Annotated in this window: 18 protein-coding genes and 1 rRNA gene; 7 read left to right on the forward strand and 12 right to left on the reverse strand. The window is 34.1% G+C overall.

The window, feature by feature from the left end:
- Positions 1–96: 96 nt before the first annotated feature.
- Positions 97–1620: a leucyl aminopeptidase gene (locus AB0A59_RS04850; RefSeq protein ID WP_458746970.1), complete on the forward strand. Its 1524-nt coding sequence runs from the start codon at positions 97–99 to the stop codon at positions 1618–1620.
- 58 nt (positions 1621–1678) lie between these two features.
- Here the strand turns inward: AB0A59_RS04850 and rrf are convergent.
- Positions 1679–1797: ribosomal RNA gene (gene rrf / locus AB0A59_RS04855) — 5S ribosomal RNA — on the reverse strand.
- A gap of 289 nt (positions 1798–2086) precedes the next feature.
- Here rrf and AB0A59_RS04860 point away from each other — a divergent pair.
- Complete coding sequence (locus tag AB0A59_RS04860) at positions 2087–3877, forward strand: ribosome biogenesis/translation initiation ATPase RLI (RefSeq protein WP_458747560.1); 1791 nt, start codon at positions 2087–2089, stop codon at positions 3875–3877.
- Between the two features lie 20 nt (positions 3878–3897).
- The gene (locus AB0A59_RS04865) at positions 3898–4743 is read left to right on the forward strand and encodes a class I SAM-dependent methyltransferase (RefSeq protein WP_458746972.1); all 846 of its coding nucleotides are present in this window, start codon (positions 3898–3900) and stop codon (positions 4741–4743) included.
- A gap of 23 nt (positions 4744–4766) precedes the next feature.
- Here the strand turns inward: AB0A59_RS04865 and AB0A59_RS04870 are convergent, their stop codons facing one another.
- Together AB0A59_RS04870 and cobT are read right to left on the reverse strand one after the other, a co-directional pair.
- A complete protein-coding gene (locus tag AB0A59_RS04870; RefSeq protein ID WP_458746973.1) occupies positions 4767–4976 on the reverse strand; it encodes a transcriptional regulator in 210 nt (69 codons plus the stop codon).
- 232 nt (positions 4977–5208) lie between these two features.
- A complete protein-coding gene (cobT, locus tag AB0A59_RS04875) occupies positions 5209–6180 on the reverse strand; it encodes a nicotinate mononucleotide-dependent phosphoribosyltransferase CobT (protein ID WP_458746974.1) in 972 nt (323 codons plus the stop codon).
- 100 nt (positions 6181–6280) lie between these two features.
- On the opposite strand from cobT, the gene AB0A59_RS04880 reads away from it, so the two are divergent.
- Positions 6281–6415 (forward strand): hypothetical protein, encoded by a 135-nt coding sequence (locus AB0A59_RS04880; RefSeq protein WP_458746975.1) that lies wholly within the window; start codon positions 6281–6283, stop codon positions 6413–6415.
- On the opposite strand, the gene AB0A59_RS04885 is transcribed toward AB0A59_RS04880, so the two are convergent.
- The 4 genes from AB0A59_RS04885 to AB0A59_RS04900 all read right to left on the reverse strand — a co-directional run bounded on the left by AB0A59_RS04885 (position 6402) and on the right by AB0A59_RS04900 (position 8598).
- Positions 6402–7016, reverse strand: coding sequence for an MBL fold metallo-hydrolase (locus AB0A59_RS04885; RefSeq protein WP_458746976.1), 615 nt, complete (start codon positions 7014–7016; stop codon positions 6402–6404). The two genes, AB0A59_RS04880 and AB0A59_RS04885, sit on opposite strands and share 14 nt — an antisense overlap.
- 7 nt (positions 7017–7023) lie before the next feature.
- Positions 7024–7767 carry an NAD(P)H-hydrate epimerase gene (locus tag AB0A59_RS04890; protein WP_458746977.1) on the reverse strand — a complete coding sequence of 248 codons (744 nt, stop codon included), beginning with the start codon at positions 7765–7767 and terminating at the stop codon, positions 7024–7026.
- Positions 7768–7829: 62 nt separating this feature from the next.
- A complete protein-coding gene (locus AB0A59_RS04895; RefSeq protein WP_458746978.1) occupies positions 7830–8075 on the reverse strand; it encodes a hypothetical protein in 246 nt (81 codons plus the stop codon).
- A gap of 34 nt (positions 8076–8109) precedes the next feature.
- Positions 8110–8598 carry a resolvase gene (locus tag AB0A59_RS04900; RefSeq protein WP_458746979.1) on the reverse strand — a complete coding sequence of 163 codons (489 nt, stop codon included), beginning with the start codon at positions 8596–8598 and terminating at the stop codon, positions 8110–8112.
- An 85-nt stretch (positions 8599–8683) separates the two neighbouring features.
- On the opposite strand from AB0A59_RS04900, the gene AB0A59_RS04905 reads away from it, so the two are divergent.
- Positions 8684–9322: an RNA-binding protein gene (locus AB0A59_RS04905; protein ID WP_458746980.1), complete on the forward strand. Its 639-nt coding sequence runs from the start codon at positions 8684–8686 to the stop codon at positions 9320–9322.
- A gap of 57 nt (positions 9323–9379) precedes the next feature.
- On the opposite strand, the gene AB0A59_RS04910 is transcribed toward AB0A59_RS04905, so the two are convergent.
- Complete coding sequence (locus AB0A59_RS04910; protein ID WP_458747561.1) at positions 9380–10840, reverse strand: NAD(P)/FAD-dependent oxidoreductase; 1461 nt, start codon at positions 10838–10840, stop codon at positions 9380–9382.
- Between the two features lie 2101 nt (positions 10841–12941).
- On the opposite strand from AB0A59_RS04910, the gene AB0A59_RS04915 reads away from it, so the two are divergent.
- Positions 12942–13508: a cupin domain-containing protein gene (locus AB0A59_RS04915; RefSeq protein WP_458746981.1), complete on the forward strand. Its 567-nt coding sequence runs from the start codon at positions 12942–12944 to the stop codon at positions 13506–13508.
- A 51-nt stretch (positions 13509–13559) separates the two neighbouring features.
- Here the strand turns inward: AB0A59_RS04915 and AB0A59_RS04920 are convergent, their stop codons facing one another.
- From AB0A59_RS04920 to hflX, 4 genes are all read right to left on the reverse strand, one after another.
- Positions 13560–13802: a hypothetical protein gene (locus AB0A59_RS04920; RefSeq protein ID WP_458746982.1), complete on the reverse strand. Its 243-nt coding sequence runs from the start codon at positions 13800–13802 to the stop codon at positions 13560–13562.
- Between the two features lie 118 nt (positions 13803–13920).
- Positions 13921–14907, reverse strand: a complete 987-nt coding sequence (locus tag AB0A59_RS04925) for a magnesium transporter CorA family protein (RefSeq protein ID WP_458746983.1) — start codon at positions 14905–14907, stop codon at positions 13921–13923.
- 97 nt (positions 14908–15004) lie between these two features.
- Entirely contained in the window at positions 15005–15292 is a 288-nt protein-coding gene (locus AB0A59_RS04930) for a hypothetical protein (protein WP_458746984.1), read from the reverse strand.
- 198 nt (positions 15293–15490) lie between these two features.
- Complete coding sequence (gene hflX / locus AB0A59_RS04935) at positions 15491–16612, reverse strand: GTPase HflX (RefSeq protein ID WP_458746985.1); 1122 nt, start codon at positions 16610–16612, stop codon at positions 15491–15493.
- Between the two features lie 99 nt (positions 16613–16711).
- On the opposite strand from hflX, the gene AB0A59_RS04940 reads away from it, so the two are divergent.
- Entirely contained in the window at positions 16712–17209 is a 498-nt protein-coding gene (locus tag AB0A59_RS04940) for a GNAT family N-acetyltransferase (protein WP_458746986.1), read from the forward strand.
- The last annotated feature ends 56 nt before the right edge of the window (positions 17210–17265 follow it).

Raw genomic sequence — 17265 nt, forward strand, 5'->3', positions numbered from 1 at the left:
AGTACAATAATCAAGGAATCAAATAGGAAAAGGCTAAATTTATTTAATTATTGTCAGTGAAGTAATTATAAATATATATATACATTCAATAGATTTATGGTAGAAATATCAATAAAGAATATTGATGACTTAGATATATTCGAAGGATTATTTGTCATCGGGTTAGATGAGAACAATAGAGATCTTAATTATTTAAGGAAAAATACCAAATTAATGGGTATTTTGAATACTCACAAAGTCATTCAAGAGGAACACTTGGAAAATATGAGGAAGTTTGGAAAAAGTATGATTCTTTACTTGAATGATGGTGACAAGATATTAAAGATTATGTTATTAGGGATTGGAGACAGTAAAAAACTCAATGAGGATAAATTTAGACAACTTGGGGGGATAATATCCCTCAAAGCAAGGGAGTTCAATTTTCCTAATGTCATAATATCTAATTTCTATTCAAGTTCCTCTCATATCGAATCAATAATCGAAGGTTTGCTCTTGTCTTTGTACGAGTTTAATAAATTTAAGGACGATAAAGTAAACGATCTATCGCCTACCTTTTATGAAAATTACTCGGTAGTATTAACCGCTGCGGACGACGATTTTATTGATAGAAATAAAATTAATATTGGTAAGGTAGTGAATATATGCGAAGCAGTTTTTTATTCCAGAGATCTTGCAAATTCTCCACCAAATGTAATTAATCCAAATGCTTTAGCCGATTCTGCTAAAACACTAGAAAAAATGAAAAACATTCATGTTGATATATTAAATCAGAACCAAATTAAGGACCTAGGCATGAATGGCATTATATCGGTTGGTAAAGGCAGCGAAAATGAACCCAAGTTAATCGTCGTGGAATACAATAATGCAACTACTTCTACAGACAAACCGATAGTCCTTGTCGGGAAAGCAGTAACGTTTGATACTGGTGGTATATCGATTAAACCCAGCGATAAGATGGACGAAATGAAATTTGATAAGAGTGGTGGATGTACGGTCTTAGGTATAATGAAGGCATTGGGGAATTTAGATCTTCCAATCAAAGTTGTAGCAATTATCCCAGCAGTAGAAAATATGCCTTCGGGATCTTCATATAGGCCGGGAGATATTATTCGAATGTATAACGGCAAAACCGTCGAAGTTCTGAACACTGATGCTGAGGGTAGATTGATCTTGGCTGATGCGTTGGCATATGGTATTTCACAATATTCTCCAAAATACATTCTTGATTTTGCTACCTTAACAGGTGCTTGCATAATTGCTCTGGGAACAAACATAGCAGGAGTAATAGGTAATGACAACAAATTGATTAATAAATTGGTATCAATATCGGATGTTACAGGGGAGAAAATTTGGCAGTTACCACTGTCAGAAGAGTTTTTAGATCTCATAAAGAGTAATGTTGCCACTATTAAGAATATTGGCGGCAGGACCGGTGGAACAATCACGGCCGCAGCATTTCTGTCACATTTTGTAAATAATGTATCATGGGCACATTTTGATATCGCCGGTACAGCCTGGACTCAAGATGGAACTGCAGACAAAAGTTACAATCCTAAAGGCTCCACAGGATTTGGAGTTCGCACCATCATAAAATTCCTAGAGGAGCATCAAACTGAGTAGTATATCTTATTTTTTCTTTTATCTTAGTTTTTTAATATGTATGAATAAATTGAGGTAAAAGTGCCAGCACTGCTGTTTCCCAACGGCTCACGCACGTCAGTATCAAGCAGCGACATTAGGTTTGACTTCCGGGTTCGGAATGGGACCGGGTCGGGCCCTAACGCTATGGCCGGCTACATTTTATTATAATTCCGTCAATTTAATCCTTCCTATATTTGCTAGCCGTTAAATCCACTTTACATATCCTAGGTTGGGAAATGAATTAGTAGGATTTTTTTGGATTCTGTTTTAGTTTTAGTTTTTTTTAGCTCTAGACAACTTCCCAAAATTTTTTGTTAAAGACATTAGCTTTCAGGGTTCCTCATTTTTTTAAATATTCTCTTATTTCTGTTTTGCTTCATTTGATTCAGGATTTATATAAAAGATTTGCGCATATTATAGTATACAATTGGATAAACATGGAAATTTGACTCATAGAGTTGCTGTTTTAGACCAGGAATTGTGCCAACCCAGAAAGTGTGGTCTAGAATGCATAATCTATTGCCCTGTAAATAAGACTGGTGGAGAATGTATTATTCAAAGGCCCGATGATGGGAAGGCTGTTATTTCTGAGGATTTATGTACGGGATGTACTATTTGTATTAAAAAGTGTCCTTTTGATGCTATTGTAATAGTTAATCTAGCCCATGAAATAGGTGTAGATAAAATACATCAATATGGAATTAATAGCTTCAGGTTATATAAGATTCCTATTCCAAAAGAAGGGACCGTAACAGGTATCGTTGGGAGAAACGGTATGGGGAAGTCTACAATAATAAACTTGCTTTCAGGAAATATAAAACCTAATTTTGGTAACTTTGATAAAGAATTAGATTGGGATGAAATTTTGACAAAGTTATCAAACATTGAGCTTCGAAAACACTTTGAAAAGATTCAAACCAAGTCGTTGCGTACTTCTATAAAGCCTCAGCTTGTATATCTCATCCCAAAGGTTTTCAAGGGTACTGTCTCTGAATTAATGAAAAAATACGATGAACGGAAAGTTTCTGATGTTTTAGTAGAAGAATTAGGTCTAAAAAATTCACTCGAAAGGGACCTTTCTACTCTAAGTGGGGGTGAATTGCAAAGGGTGGCCGTTGCAGTTGCTGCGGCAAAGGATGCGGAATATTACTTTTTCGACGAACCTTCTTCTTTTAATGATATATACCAACGTTTAGCCGTCGCGCGGGTAATAAATAATTTAGCTAATGAGGGTAAAAGTGTAATGATTGTAGAACATGATATGTCTTTGCTCGATTATTTATCGGATAATATCTATATCACTTATGGAGAGCCTGGTGCCTATGGTATAGTATCGTCTCTTCAAAGTACTAAAGTTGGTATAAATAATTTCTTGGAAGGCTATATTCCTACCGAAAATGTTCGGTTTAGGGATAAAGCTTATAAATTTGATATATCCAGTAATACCGAGACTATTCTCTCATCTTCTCCTGTAGTGGAATATACTGCCCTTATGAAGACACTTGGTCGGTTCTCCCTTACTGTTGAAAAGGGCGAAATCCATCAAGGTGAGGTAGTCGGAATTGTTGGGGCTAACGCTTTGGGTAAGACTACCTTTATGCGAATGCTGGCCGGTATAGAAAAAATCGATCAAGGTAGCCTGGACACTACCTTGCGAATATCATACAAGCCTCAATATCTCAACCAAGATATAGATGGTGATGTTCGCTCTTTGATCTATTCTGCAAATGGCGGACCCTTCGAAGGCACTAATGTAGAAGAACATATCTTTTCTCCTTTAGGAATCAAGAAGCTATATGACAAATCCTTAAAAGGGCTTAGCGGCGGTGAATTGCAAAAAGTAGCAATATCGTTATCATTAATAAGACCAGCTGATGTATATGCCCTGGATGAACCATCTGCATTTCTAGATATAGAAGACAGAATTACGTTTGCAAAATTCATACAGAGATTTACAAAGTCAAACGGAAAGTCTGCATTAGTTATAGATCATGATATCCAATTGATAGACTTGGTTTCCGATCGATTGATTATGTTTGAAGGTATTCCTGGTATAAAAGGAACAGGTAGCACTCCTATCACCAAGGAGATCGGTATGAATGACTTTCTTAAATCTTTGTCCATATCATTTAGAAGAGATGAGACAACTGGCAGACCCAGAGTCAACAAAGATAGCAGCAGGCTAGACAGACAGCAAAAAACCGAGGGAAATTACTACTACTTGAAGAATAAATAAATTGCAAGTCGTATTAGCAAATGAGTAAATTTTTAAAGAAACTCCTCAAAGGTGTATTGGAAGATGAGGAACTTGAAAAAGTTTATTCTTCATTTGATATAATAGGCGATATAGCCATTATCAAGATATCTGATTCTCTCTTGACAAAAAAAAATATTATTGGAGAGGTCATACTTCAAAGCATAAAAAATCTGAAATCTGTTTTTTTACAAAGGTCTTCAGTTTCTGGAGAATATAGGTTAAGAGATCTAGAAGTTATTGCTGGAGATGAGAGATACGTTACTTATTATCGGGAATATGATTGCAAGTTTTTAGTTAACGTGGCCACATCGTATTTTTCACCTAGATTGTCTACAGAGCGACTTCGAATTTCTAATTTGGTTTCTCCCGGAGAAATAGTGGTAAATATGTTTGCAGGTGTAGGAACATTTTCAGTAATAATGGCAAAAAGGCATCCTATAAAGGTGTATAATATTGATTCAAACTTGGATGCGTATATCTTGAGTATTCTAAATTCAAAAATAAACCGATTAAAGGATCGCATCTTCTCCATACATGGGGATTCGCAGGAAATACTCCGTTCAAACAGCTTTAAGGATCACATCGACAGAGTATTACTTCCATTGCCCGAAAGGGCCCATGAATTTGTAGATGTTTCCATAAATTGCTTAAAGCCCTCTGGAGGGCATTTACATTTTTTTTCTCACATAAAAAGTGAAACTAAATCTCAGGTTGTCTCTAATTCTGAGGCCCATATTCGCAACTTATTCTCAAAGTACAACTATGAAATAAAACATACCCAAATAGTTAGAGATGTAGCACCGCGAATTTATCAAACTGTTACAGATCTCTTTATTTTCAAGTGATCATGTTTTACTAGCAAGGGATCCTATTTCTCGTCGGTATTTTTTTCATTAACTGTAAGTGTGATTCCAATCCAGCCTACTATAAAAAATATTACACCTACGATTATTGCTACGGTCAGCTTTAGCAACAGAATTCCATATTCTGTAGCAAAAAGAGTATAGGCATAAGCAGGAAAAACAGACACAGCTATAAACAATAATAAGATTCCCTTGATTTTTTCAATTCCATTCATAGTTTTTTCATTCTAAAATTCTTGTATTTAAACTATCGAATTGTTCTTTAATAAGTGTATAAGTGATTAAGTGTATTATCTATTTTTTGTCAATACTAATCTGGGTTCTTCAATCGTTTTGGTATAGTTTTCCTCTATCTTGTGTAAAAATTGTTCTTTAGTTAAATGATCGTTATTTAGAAAGGCGGCAATAGAACTACCACCTGCACCTGCACCTTCTTTTACAAAGCCTTCAGAATAGGATTCTCAGTCCCTTTTTGGATGAGTTTTCTAAAAGGAGATCAATATAGAAAATAGGTACCTCATGAGAAATTTTATTCATCAGTCCAACAATATCTGATTTTTTATCTTTGATTATATAAGAGGTTGTTCCGATGCAGACATTATCTCTTAACTTTATATCTAATGATCTTAATAAAGCCAAGATACAACACATTTGAGTTCCTCCAGCTAATATAATTTTCTTCTCTCTTGAAATAATTTCTTCTGCCAATCCTACGACTGTGGGCATTAGTGGGTCTCCCAAATTGGATATGGCCTTAAAAGGGTCGTTTGAACAATCTCCAGCTCTCATATTGGATCTTGATAGAGCTTTCTCTATTACCTTGTTCTTCAATTCATTAGGGTTGTCCGGCATACTACTACTTACCATGTCATACCCATCAATACCAAGGGCTTGTAGGACACCCAATGCAGTTGTAGTACCTCCTGGAATACTTTCTCCTATAATCACAGCTTCATTTACTTTGGCTAATTCTTTACCAAGTGTTTTGCCCATTTCATAGTTATTCATTACATTGTCTAGCCCTAAGCCAGGCTCTTGAATTATGTTCTTTCCAAATTCTGAATTAATACTAACGTAGGGTGAGATGGGTTTTATCTTGGATCCAGAGTCGACTATTGATATTGGAATATTTGATAAATCCAATGCAGTTTTTGAAATTATTGCCGGCGTTGGTTTTCCATCTGGGGTAGCAGGTATTGTATCAATACATTTACATTTACCATAATAGATGTATTCGGCATCGGCGGCGGGTGTGTATTTTAACAATTCTGTATTTGCTCCAGCGACCGTCAGACCCGGGATGGTGGATGTTTCTGTATAGGATATTGCCAAAATAAAAGATGATTTATGTGATTTGAACGATAACAAATCATTATTGCCTGTTTTAGAAGGAACAGTTTTGATAACGTCGGTAATCAACAAAATTCTCTCAAAGTCTATTTATAATAACCTTTACTTATCGATGGCATGTGTTCTGTGATTTGAAGACTTTTTTTTGTTATGGCCTAATATCATTTGTATGCACATCTTAAAAACACAGGGGAAGGAAATGAAGGAAGGAAATGAAGGAGGGACAGGAGTCTATAACAGCAACAACCACAACAACAACGACATTTATTTGTATTGTCTTCCTCATGAAGTCATGTACTCATGAACCTAAGGAAATCATCTTTATTCTTGAACTTGAAAACAAAATTGGATTCAAATTCTTTTTGTAGCGTTGACGTCTTACTTGAACCATAATGATGGCCAGGGAGGATTGTCAAATTTCCATCCAAGTTAACTAGTTTACTATATATAGAATCAAACATTTCTTCTGGATTTCCTCCAGGCAAATCTAGTCTTCCGCAACTACCTACAAATACGGTATCTCCGGTAACCATAACCTTGTCATCAATTATTAAACAAATACTATCTCTGGAGTGGCCCGGCGTGTGAATTATCTTAATCTTTATATCATAAAATTCAATAAACTGTCCATCCTCTACGGCGATGTCTTTCTCTAGCGGAGATAACTTATGTTGTATAACTTTTGCTCCTGTAGTGCTTTTTACTTGTTCATTACCGAATATATGATCAAAATGTGAATGTGTGTTTATAATGTACCTATTACTAAGCGAATTTTTTTTTAGGTATTCATAGATAATTTCTAGGTTCCAAGAGGGATCCACGATTATTGAGTCCTTATTTTTTTCATCTACAATTACGTATGTGAAATTTGCCATTTCTCCTACCAGAAATTGTTCAACTCTCATGCTCTTTTCACTCCACCCCTTTTTCCGATTCAAATGGTATTCCAATCTTTCTAACTATTAATTTTCCTGCATTTTCAAAATTCTTCAGTATTCCATGTTTTGGTCGATGAAATGTTATCGTAGCGTCTGCATAAATTGCTTTGTCAATAATTTTTCCGCTGTCCGGATCTAACCCTGAAGGAATATCCACCGCGAGTATAAAACTAGTTTCCTTGCAATAATTTATTGCGTCAATAACTTTTGAAAATGGTTCCTTTATCTCTCCCTTAATTCCTGTCCCAAATATCCCGTCTATAATGATATTTGATTTTTTAATTTCATATTCAATTTCAGTAATATCGTTTGATTCTAATGTAATTTTTCTAACCGATTCCATTTTGTTTATAATTTGCCAATTTAAACTGGATTCTGGAGTTTTTAATTCTTCAGGGCGACATAATAGTATCACAGATAAGTTGCTTTTATTATTAGATTTATTTCTTGCAAGAATGTATCCTGATAGGTGGCGGATTGCAACTAATGCATCACCACCATTATTTCCCTTACCACAAACAGCAACAATAGATTTATTCAGGATATTTTCTTTGAAATCGTCTATCAAGAAATCTGCAACTCTAGATCCTGCATTCTCCATCATCAATATTTTCTTCATCGAATAGATTGAATCACCGTTATTCTCAATCTCGTACATTTGACTCGATGATATCGGCTCAAACCCTTTCTCGACTGCATAATTATCATTTAAATTCATAAATTTACTTACCTTTCAGACTGTATTAATAAATTTTTCCCAAAAAATTGCTGACAGTTTTATTACTGGTATGAATGCAGTCTCTTTTCTTCATGTGATTTTACTTTCTGATCAAGAGGTTCTTTATGATCTTTTGTAATGTGAGGTTTATAACATTCATCGTGAAGGATTCCTATGTCACAGAATTCACATGATGTTACAAATTCTAATTCCTTGAAATTTTGTTTACAAAAACTGCATTTCTCATTGGGCAATGACTCGGTTAATAACGGTTTTAGCCATCCTTCTCTCCATAAAACATTGGGCAATAAATAAACAGTAATCTGATCCCTTAAATATCTGTTATATATTAAAAGGCATCAGATAATTTTTTAATTTAACTTTCTTGATTTTAGAATCATAAATTGCATAGGTATCTCCATTGTAATTACATTTAATGATCGGAAATTTTTTTGGTTTTTTCTTAAATCTTACTATTTTGTAGTACTCTTTTGTTTTTCTTGGCAGGTATTTTATTTCCCCCTTAACTATTAGCCTTTGTTTTCTCATAAATTTAAATGCCAAAATTATATATCTGTCTTGATAAGCTTCAAACATTTGTGTAATGAGATAACATCTATCAATTTGATCTTGGGGTACATATATGCTATTACTAGTAGCCGTCTTTGCCTCTATTGATAGTAATATAGAGTCTGTGTTGTTTACTGCTACAATATCAGGTAAGCCTGTGCTCGACCCTCCCAATCTTCGCGCAATCCATTCTCCACAATTTAGTTGCTTAACCAAACGATACTCAAAATTATACCCTCTGCTTCTGCGAATACTGGTCATCTATTTCAACGTTTGATTTAGATGCCATAAATTTTTTTTTATACGTTCGTAGCAACTATTTATAACGAGCTATGAAACTCTAATTATGACTTTTGATATTGATTCTACCAAATTACATAATTCCTTGAATGAATTTTCATCCTATCTGAAACAAGTGGAATCAAGTAGGGAGAAATTAATTAAAGAAAATAGGGAAATTATTGCTTTAAGTAGCAAAGCTATTATCTTGTTACACAGTGGAAAGACAGTTGAAGCAAATGAATTAATTAATAATGCGTTTTCTTTGCTATCAGAACTTAAAAAATATGTGATTTCTGATTTAGAACGCTATCTGTGGCCTGCAGAACAAGAATATGTTGAAGCTGTTATTCTAAAAGAGATTGTAGAAAGGAAAGACCATTTTAGCGGACATGCCGAGCTGCAGGTTTCATTCAATGCATATATTACAGGACTGCTTGATTGCATCGGTGAAATCAAGAGAATGATTTATGATAATCTTAGAAGGGACGACTTTGAATCGTCATTGTCTTTATTTACTATCATGCAATCCTTATATGATTCAATCTACCCATTTTCGTTCTATGACAATATTATTTCTGGGGTTAGAAAGAAACTAGATGTTGGTAAACGCATAATCGATGATGTTCGTATTTCTATAACAGAGGAATACAGGCGAAAAAGCTTTCTAGACAGGATCGACAATTCGACCATCGTAAAAGGATAGATAGTATTAGATCCCTAAAGCAGGGAAACCTTTCTTAATGTCCTAAAAAAATAAAGGCTAAGCAAATTTGGCAAAAGCTTCAGAAAGATATTTGTTTAGCTTATTGGACCAATCCGGGAATCCTTCTGATGTATCGGGATAATTTCTATAATGTTTGACTAATTCTTCATTCATTTGAGAGGTAAATTTCAAGTCATCTGCAAGTTTCTTATTTAATGCTCCTCTTATCATCATACCTAGCTTGCTAACAGTGCTAAATTCTGGATGTTCGCCGTTAGTAATTTTATCAACATCCATTTTCGACAGAAAGTGCTTCATGCCATAGTTAATCTGTTCGTTGGTGAGTTGTTGGAGCATTCTTCTGAAAACTTCCAAGCCAGCCGTCTTGTAGCCATATTCGTTAATGAAATTCTTATTATACTTCCAAAGCCCGTTCTCTGAAACATCTCCTGATTCTATTGCTTCAACTAGGTCTTTTCCAGCTATTGTGGCTGCAATTATTGCAGGACCTATTCCGCCAGCATCCAGTGGCTTTGGCATCCATGCCGAGTCTCCAACCATCATATAGCCATTGGCAACCATGCAGTCGTTCTGCCTCCTTACTGAAACCTGCCATGTACCCCATTCGTTGCCTAGGTCCTCCTCACCTTTTGATAACCTTGGATTTGATATAACCGGATTGACACCTACATAATCGTCAATTAACCTTTTCAAATCCCTCTTTCTTCCACTCTCCTTGTTTGCTTTATCAAACAGCTTTTGTTGAACACCCAAACCAATATTCACTTTATTTTCTCCTTTTGGAAAGACCCATCCATAACCACCTGGAGCCAAATTTTGATCTAAGTGAATTATACAATATTCAGGGTCAAAAAACGTCTTGTCTTCGGTACCCTTTTTATCAAAATCGTAAATATACCTGCCAGTAGATTCTAGATCATTCCTATCTATCCTTCTTTGTATGTAAGTTTTAATCGGTAGATTTGTGCGTAGTACCGAAGTAACACCAGTGCAATCGACTACCACTTTAGCAGTTTTTTTAAATATTTCCTTAGTCTTTGTATTTTCCCCTTCAACACCGACGATAAAATTATTCTCAGATGTTAGTTGTCTAATCATGATATTGCTAGCTATTTCAACTCCCAATTTGCTCGCCTCCGTAACTTGCTTTTGGGGTAACTGTTTTCTATTTAATATATACCCCTCACCATCAAATGAGACTCGGGTTTCGTGATCCGGTGAAAAGGCTACTACTCCCTTTACTGGATGTTCAATTTCTGGGTAACCCCATGATATTTTGATTCTATCTGTCATGTAATCAACAGTGTTTTTCCCTACCGCATCTCCACAAATCCAACCAGAAATGGTCTTTCTTCCTTGAATGTCGATAGAGTTCCTATCTAGTACTAGAATCTTCATTCTTTGTTTAGAATAGTAAGCTGCAGATGAGGCTACTATTAGTCCAGCTAACCCTCCACCTGCTACTATGATGTCATAATCTGTTTTTGACAGGCTCATCTTTTCCTGATAATAGGTATAAGAAAGGATAATTAAAGCTATGTTGTCAGTATCTTCAATCAAGAATTATTCTCAATTATAAATAATAAAACAAAAGGACAAAATTGGGACTAAATACTGGGATTGATATTAAAAACAGCAATTTAGGTCGTGAATATATTAATATTAATAATCTAATAATACATCAATAATAAACTTATAATACAGTAGATGAAAATCACGATGCAATCGATCTCATTGCAATTCGCAAAAAGATTGACGTTGATGACGAAAAGGCGTATCTAGTTTCCTATTTATCCTGAGGCCATGACATCTGTGACTGAATTTGACTTATTGAAAACCTTGGGTTTGATATAGACTCTCCAAATGTTTTTAGAATGTCTTTTGTATCATCATCAAGGAAAACAGATTGATTTTAGAAAATAGATATCAATTGCAGCCCTGACCTTAACATGGAATTGATGCTATCTTCCACTGCACTTTCAGCAGATTCAAGGATAGTATTTGCCGATTTCAAATCTCCTGCGAATGAAAACTGGTATGCCTGAGTTAAGTTTGACTGTACATTTTCAAATCCAAACTGTTCCTTGATTTTATTCCAGATTATTTCTCCTTGTTTCTTTAGATCATTTTCTATATCATCCTCAGCCTGAATAATTTGGTTACTTATTGGCTCTGTCTCCTAATCGGCCTCTGCCTCGACTGATACGGTCCAGATTAACAAACCATTCCAAGTTACAAATGTTACAAGAAATACTCTAACAAGTAGACCAAAAATACAGGGAAAATAATGATTCAATATTCTGTTACTCAAAAAACAAGTATAGAGTTTCAAAATTTATATTTAAAGATATTTACTGCTTTTTATATCGTCTGCCATATCCTTTTTTTGCCGATTTTAAGAATCTGTAAAATGCCTTCTCTTATATATGAGGAGGAACCACAAGTAGGGACTAATTCAACGATTATCTGCAACTAGAGATATAGATCTTGTTGAATGGACCGTCAAATTGTTTTGACGAAAATCAATTTGAACATCTAAAAGCTCAAGTATCATGAATTGCTTACTAATATCGTGACAACAGAAATCGATCAATTTTTTCGTAATATCAAGTGTGATCACTGCAATAAAATAATAGAAAAAAAGGTAAAGTATTACTTTGATCAACCTAATGTTGTTTTGTTATCAGCTGACGTGTGTACAGATTGTAGCTACCGCATAAGTTTAAAATAATTCTCGATGAACAAACCTGCACATAAGCAAATAATCTAAAATATGCAATGGATGTATCTCATTTCTATTTGTTAGGGATTTTAGATCGAGGTTTTTTTATTCTTTTCTACCCTGTCTATTTTCATCCATTTTGTGCATTTCTTAGCTAAAGATGTATTATCGATAGATTAGCATCAGAATCTAACTCTAATTACAGTTAATTTTACAAGCCAAAACGCTGCTAAATACATACAGCTTTATTGTCTCTACCTCGATTGGGATAAATAACGAGTCCTGAATCACATTTGAGCAAAATTATTAATATATAGTTCCGCACGATTATTCTGTAACTCAAACAAAATTTTTGGTGAAGTTGACACAAAATATTAATCAAGTTAGTCCTTTTACTATAGCATAGCAAATTGGAGCGAGAGATAGACACAGCAAACCCTGAACAGAAAAAGACAAAAATTGAGTGTATTAGATGTGGTTCGATAATGGGGGAAATTACTGTATGTCACCTTAAATGCCTTAACTGTGGAGCGGAATTGACTTGTTCTGATAAAGGAAATTTCTGGTAAGCACAGTTTGGCGCGATAGGGTTATCTGATGAGACAATACTATAATTAGCATAACTAATCATTTATCCGGTACTTAATTCAATAAATCAATCTCTTGTTCTCAAATATTTTTCTTTGAGTCTGCGATTAATAACTACTTCAACCCTTTTCAAAAAGAATGATCATACGTTACATTTCCAAAATTTTTACATATAGATAATTTTCAAGCTCCTATTAGGCTAATTACGTAATCACTTATCTTGATTGTAGATGATAAAATCCAACTGATTGTATATACCAGTTAGAATAAATTCTGGATTTCTTAAGAATGAATGTGATTAGACAAAATCTTTACTATTCAAATGAAAAAAAAGTTAATCCTTATTATTTTGATGGTGACGTAATAATTAGAGAAATTTATAACGAATCTAATAGTAATGATCAGGAAGTCTATTTTGTAGAATTTGCTAGAGGGGCATTGACTACTATTCATTATCATGAAACTGAGCAATTCTTAGTTCCTCTATATGGGAATGGTATAATAGGCGAAATTGGTATTAACAAATCTAATCCATTGCTGGACTTTACTTTTGAGAGTCTGACTATAAAATCGCTAAGTGTTGGAGAAATTGTTTCTATTAAACCAGATATTCTGCATTTTCATGGTGCATCACCTGATCAAAATTTTTCGCATGTGGCATTTCGAAACATGTTTGAAGCTAAATCAGTTTCTCAAAAGAATGAATCAATTCGTACGCAAACAATATGGGGCTATGAGATGATCGCCAAAGCACTAGAATCCGAAGACCAATCTAGAATATTAAATGAATTGAATAAGATTTCTGAAAAAATTCGGGACGCCGTTTCTACATGGGCGAAAGATAAAAAGGCTTAAAACTTATTAGGATTAGAAATTTATGATAAACTTGTCAAAAAAAAATAAAGGTTAGTTACTTTGATTTTCGTTAGTTGCTAGACTATTCTCAAGGTTATTTGCTGGATTACTGATGTTTGTATCATTTGCGAAAATTGCATTGTTACTTCCTTCTATTGCTTCCAGATCTTGGATTGTTTCGGTATTGTTAGGATACATGGATGTTGTATTTTGTGCTAATGCATTACCAAAACTAAAACTCATTAGTATTGCTGCAAAAGTAAAAGCTGCCACAATGATTGTTTTATTTTCCATTGGATAAAAAAGTAATAATGTATTATAAAAATATATTGAAATGTTATTATAGTACTTTTCGAAAAGTCGAAAAGGAGATGTTGCTAAAAGAGTCAAGATATGCCGTGATTACTATATATTACTTTGTAAGATTAGTGAGCCATCCGAGCTTTCTAAAATAGTATAGCATTATGATTACCGATCCGACTGAAAAACTTAATGTGATGATTAAAGGTATAAAATCCATTAAATTATAGCTATAATTTGTACTTCCTGGAATTATGATATTCATTCCATAAAAGGTTCCAATTACTGTGACGGGAATTGATAAAGTAAAAAGTATTGTCAGGAAACTCAGTATTTTGTTAGTTTTCTCGCTGCTAAGCATATGGTCCGTATCCTTGTAAATTTCAATTGTTTCCTTGGACTCATCAAGGGCTTCAAGTACCTTAGAAACGTGGTCATTGATATCATTAAAATAAGAAATTAAATCATCTTCTTCTAAATCGGTAGAGAATTTTCTTACATCTCTTGAAATGATTTCCAACATGATTCTTTTTAGCGGTCCAACTATTCGACGAAGAGTTGTTATTTCTCGTCTCAACATTGAGATTTCTTTTGCTATAGCTACCTTGTCATCAAAAACTGCATCCTCAATATCATCCAGGTTGCCGATCACTTTCATCAATATATGTAGCAAATCATCCACTAAAGCATCTAATATTGAATGTAATAGGTGTCCTGGAGAATTTCCCATCATGTTTAATTTGTTCTTTCCGCTATCCATTTTACAGGCCTGAAATAGCTCAGAGAGTGGTTTCAAGTCTCCATGATGAATGGATATTAAGAAATTTTTTCCAATGAAAAGTGAAAGCTGGCTAAATCGTGGAGACGTCTTTTCCTTCTGGGTCGTCGGAAATTGTAATATTATAAAAACATGATCATCGTATCTGTCTATTTTTGGCAATTGATTTTTGGACAAACAATCTTCAATGTTCAATTCATGGAGTGAATATTTTTTTGAGACCAGATCCATTTTTTCCCTGGTCGGCTGCTCAATGTATACCCATTCTAGTCCTCTACTTACCAGTGACTCCAACCCTTGAAATCGATTAGACAATGTCATCTTGCATAACCTTTGTTAGTTTCATTTAATTTCAAGAACTCCTTACTAATTAAGCTACTACGTTCCGAATCTATACAAAACCAAGATACATACCTTACTATTTTTTAGAGGGAAAATCCTTCAAGTTATGGGACTTACATCTATGACAATTCGGTGATTCCGATGAGGCTAGATAATTAACATAAAAGCAATTTGTGCATTGCTTACGTTCAAACCTTGATTTTAAGATGACTGCTCCATTATCCTCTTTAACAATCAAAACATTCCTATTATTAAGATCAGATATAACGCTACTAAATAACTCGGTTATTTCTTTCATATTCCAGTTTCTATATTTGAGGTAGTTTTCTTTCATGATACGACAGATCTCCTCACTGTCAAACATCCGATTAAATTCTCCACCATTATTATTGTTTATACGAAAGAAGTAATCTCGCAGATACCATTCAAATTCGAATGATAAAATTTCCGTATTCACGTACTTTTTTTAATAAATATTATTATTTTTTAACTCTTTCGGTTTAGTGATATGAAGCATCCCATGGATCTCTTAGGTAATCAGTGAACGGAAATGGATAGGGTATTATATTGGAGGAGATGCCTGATTTACTAACTGCTTGGAAATTAACTTCTTCAACCCCGGAAGATTGTAACCCATTTGAGCTGAAATGGGTATTATTTGATCCATGCTTTCATTTACATTTAGCTCAATTATCTTGTCATTGATTTCATTGTTTTTTACCATATCTATTTTGTTTAATACTAAAATACACTTTTGAAAAGGAATCTGCAATTTTGACAAAATTTCAAGGGAACTTTTTAATTTTTTCTTTATAACAGGAACTTCATCGCTAAAATCTACTATTAATAAGATGATATTCGCGTAATTCAGCTCGGATAGGGTAGACTTGAACGCCTCGATCATGTAAGGTGGTAACTTACTAATGAACCCAATCGTATCTGAAACTAGAACTTTTCTACCCTCAATCTCAGAAGCACGGGTAAAAGTCGTCAATGTAGTAAACAATTTGGTACTAGTCTCCTTATTCTCGCTTGACAATATGTTAAACAATGATGTCTTGCCTGCCGAAGTATAGCCTGTCAAAGATATCAAGGGTAGGTTGTCTGAGAGTCTTTGGATCCTATGGAGAGCTCTTTTTTTCTCCTCTGCTTGTAGTTTTTTCTTTAATAATGCGGTTCTTTTCTTTATATCCAGAATGTGTACGTCTGCATCATATTTTCCTAGACCAAAAAATCCGGGCTGTTCACCTAACTTCGCGAGCCGTGACTTTTCTTTTACTCTTACAATATCGTATTTTAGTTGTGCAAGCTTTACTTGAATCTTTGATTCATTAGTTATCGCTCTATTTAGGAAAATCTCTAAAATCAATTTCTCTCTATCTAATACGTCTATTTTGCATAATCTTGCAAGATTATACTGTTGACTTGGTTTTAGAACTTCATCAAATATTATTACATCAGGTTTTAATGCCGCAACTCTTTCTTTGATTTCTTCTGCCTTTCCCTTTCCTACACCAAATCTTGAACGGGTCAAGTTTTTCTGGCTAATTATCTCTATGACGGAGTATCCAATTGATTCAGCAAGGCTTTTCGCCTCGGATAGTGTAAATTGGTTTGGATACGTGATTAATAGTGCTTTCCTATCCTCTGAATACATTAATTTTGATTTTTCTAATCTTAACATCCAATTTAAACTATCAGCTTATTTAGGAGGATTCTCTTTGAGTTTTGATAAAAAATATTTGGTAAAGTTAAATAATTTGTTTTAAATATGATATATTGTTTGCAAGTAGCATTAAGGAGAGTTAACGGCTATACAATACGAAGATGTGCTTACGAGGATTTGAATCCAGTAATTAGCATTAATTTGAAAACTCTTCCCGAACATTATACCGAGTATTTTTTTGAGTCACTCTTACGCGAAATTCCAGAAGCATTCATTATAGCAGAAATAGATAATGTAGTGGTAGGCTATATAATGTGCAAATTAGAATTTGGTTTCTCCAATTTTAGGAAACTTGGCTTTGTAAAAAAGGGACACGTTGTATCTATAGCATTGTTGCAAGAACATAGAGGCAAAAATATTGGGGAAGCACTGATGATAGAGGGTATAAATGGGATTTCAACAAGGAAGGGTGACGAGATTTACTTAGAAGTCCGTACGAGTAATGGTCCTGCTATTTCATTATATCATAAACTTGGATTTCAAATCAAATCAGTACTAAAATCCTATTATAGAGACGGGGAAGATGCCAACCTGATGGCTCTAGAAATATCTTAAACTATAGTAAAGTAAATAAAATAATTTACCTAATTACAAAAAAATGAATTAAATAG

This window comes from Candidatus Nitrosocosmicus sp. T (assembly GCF_054408485.1).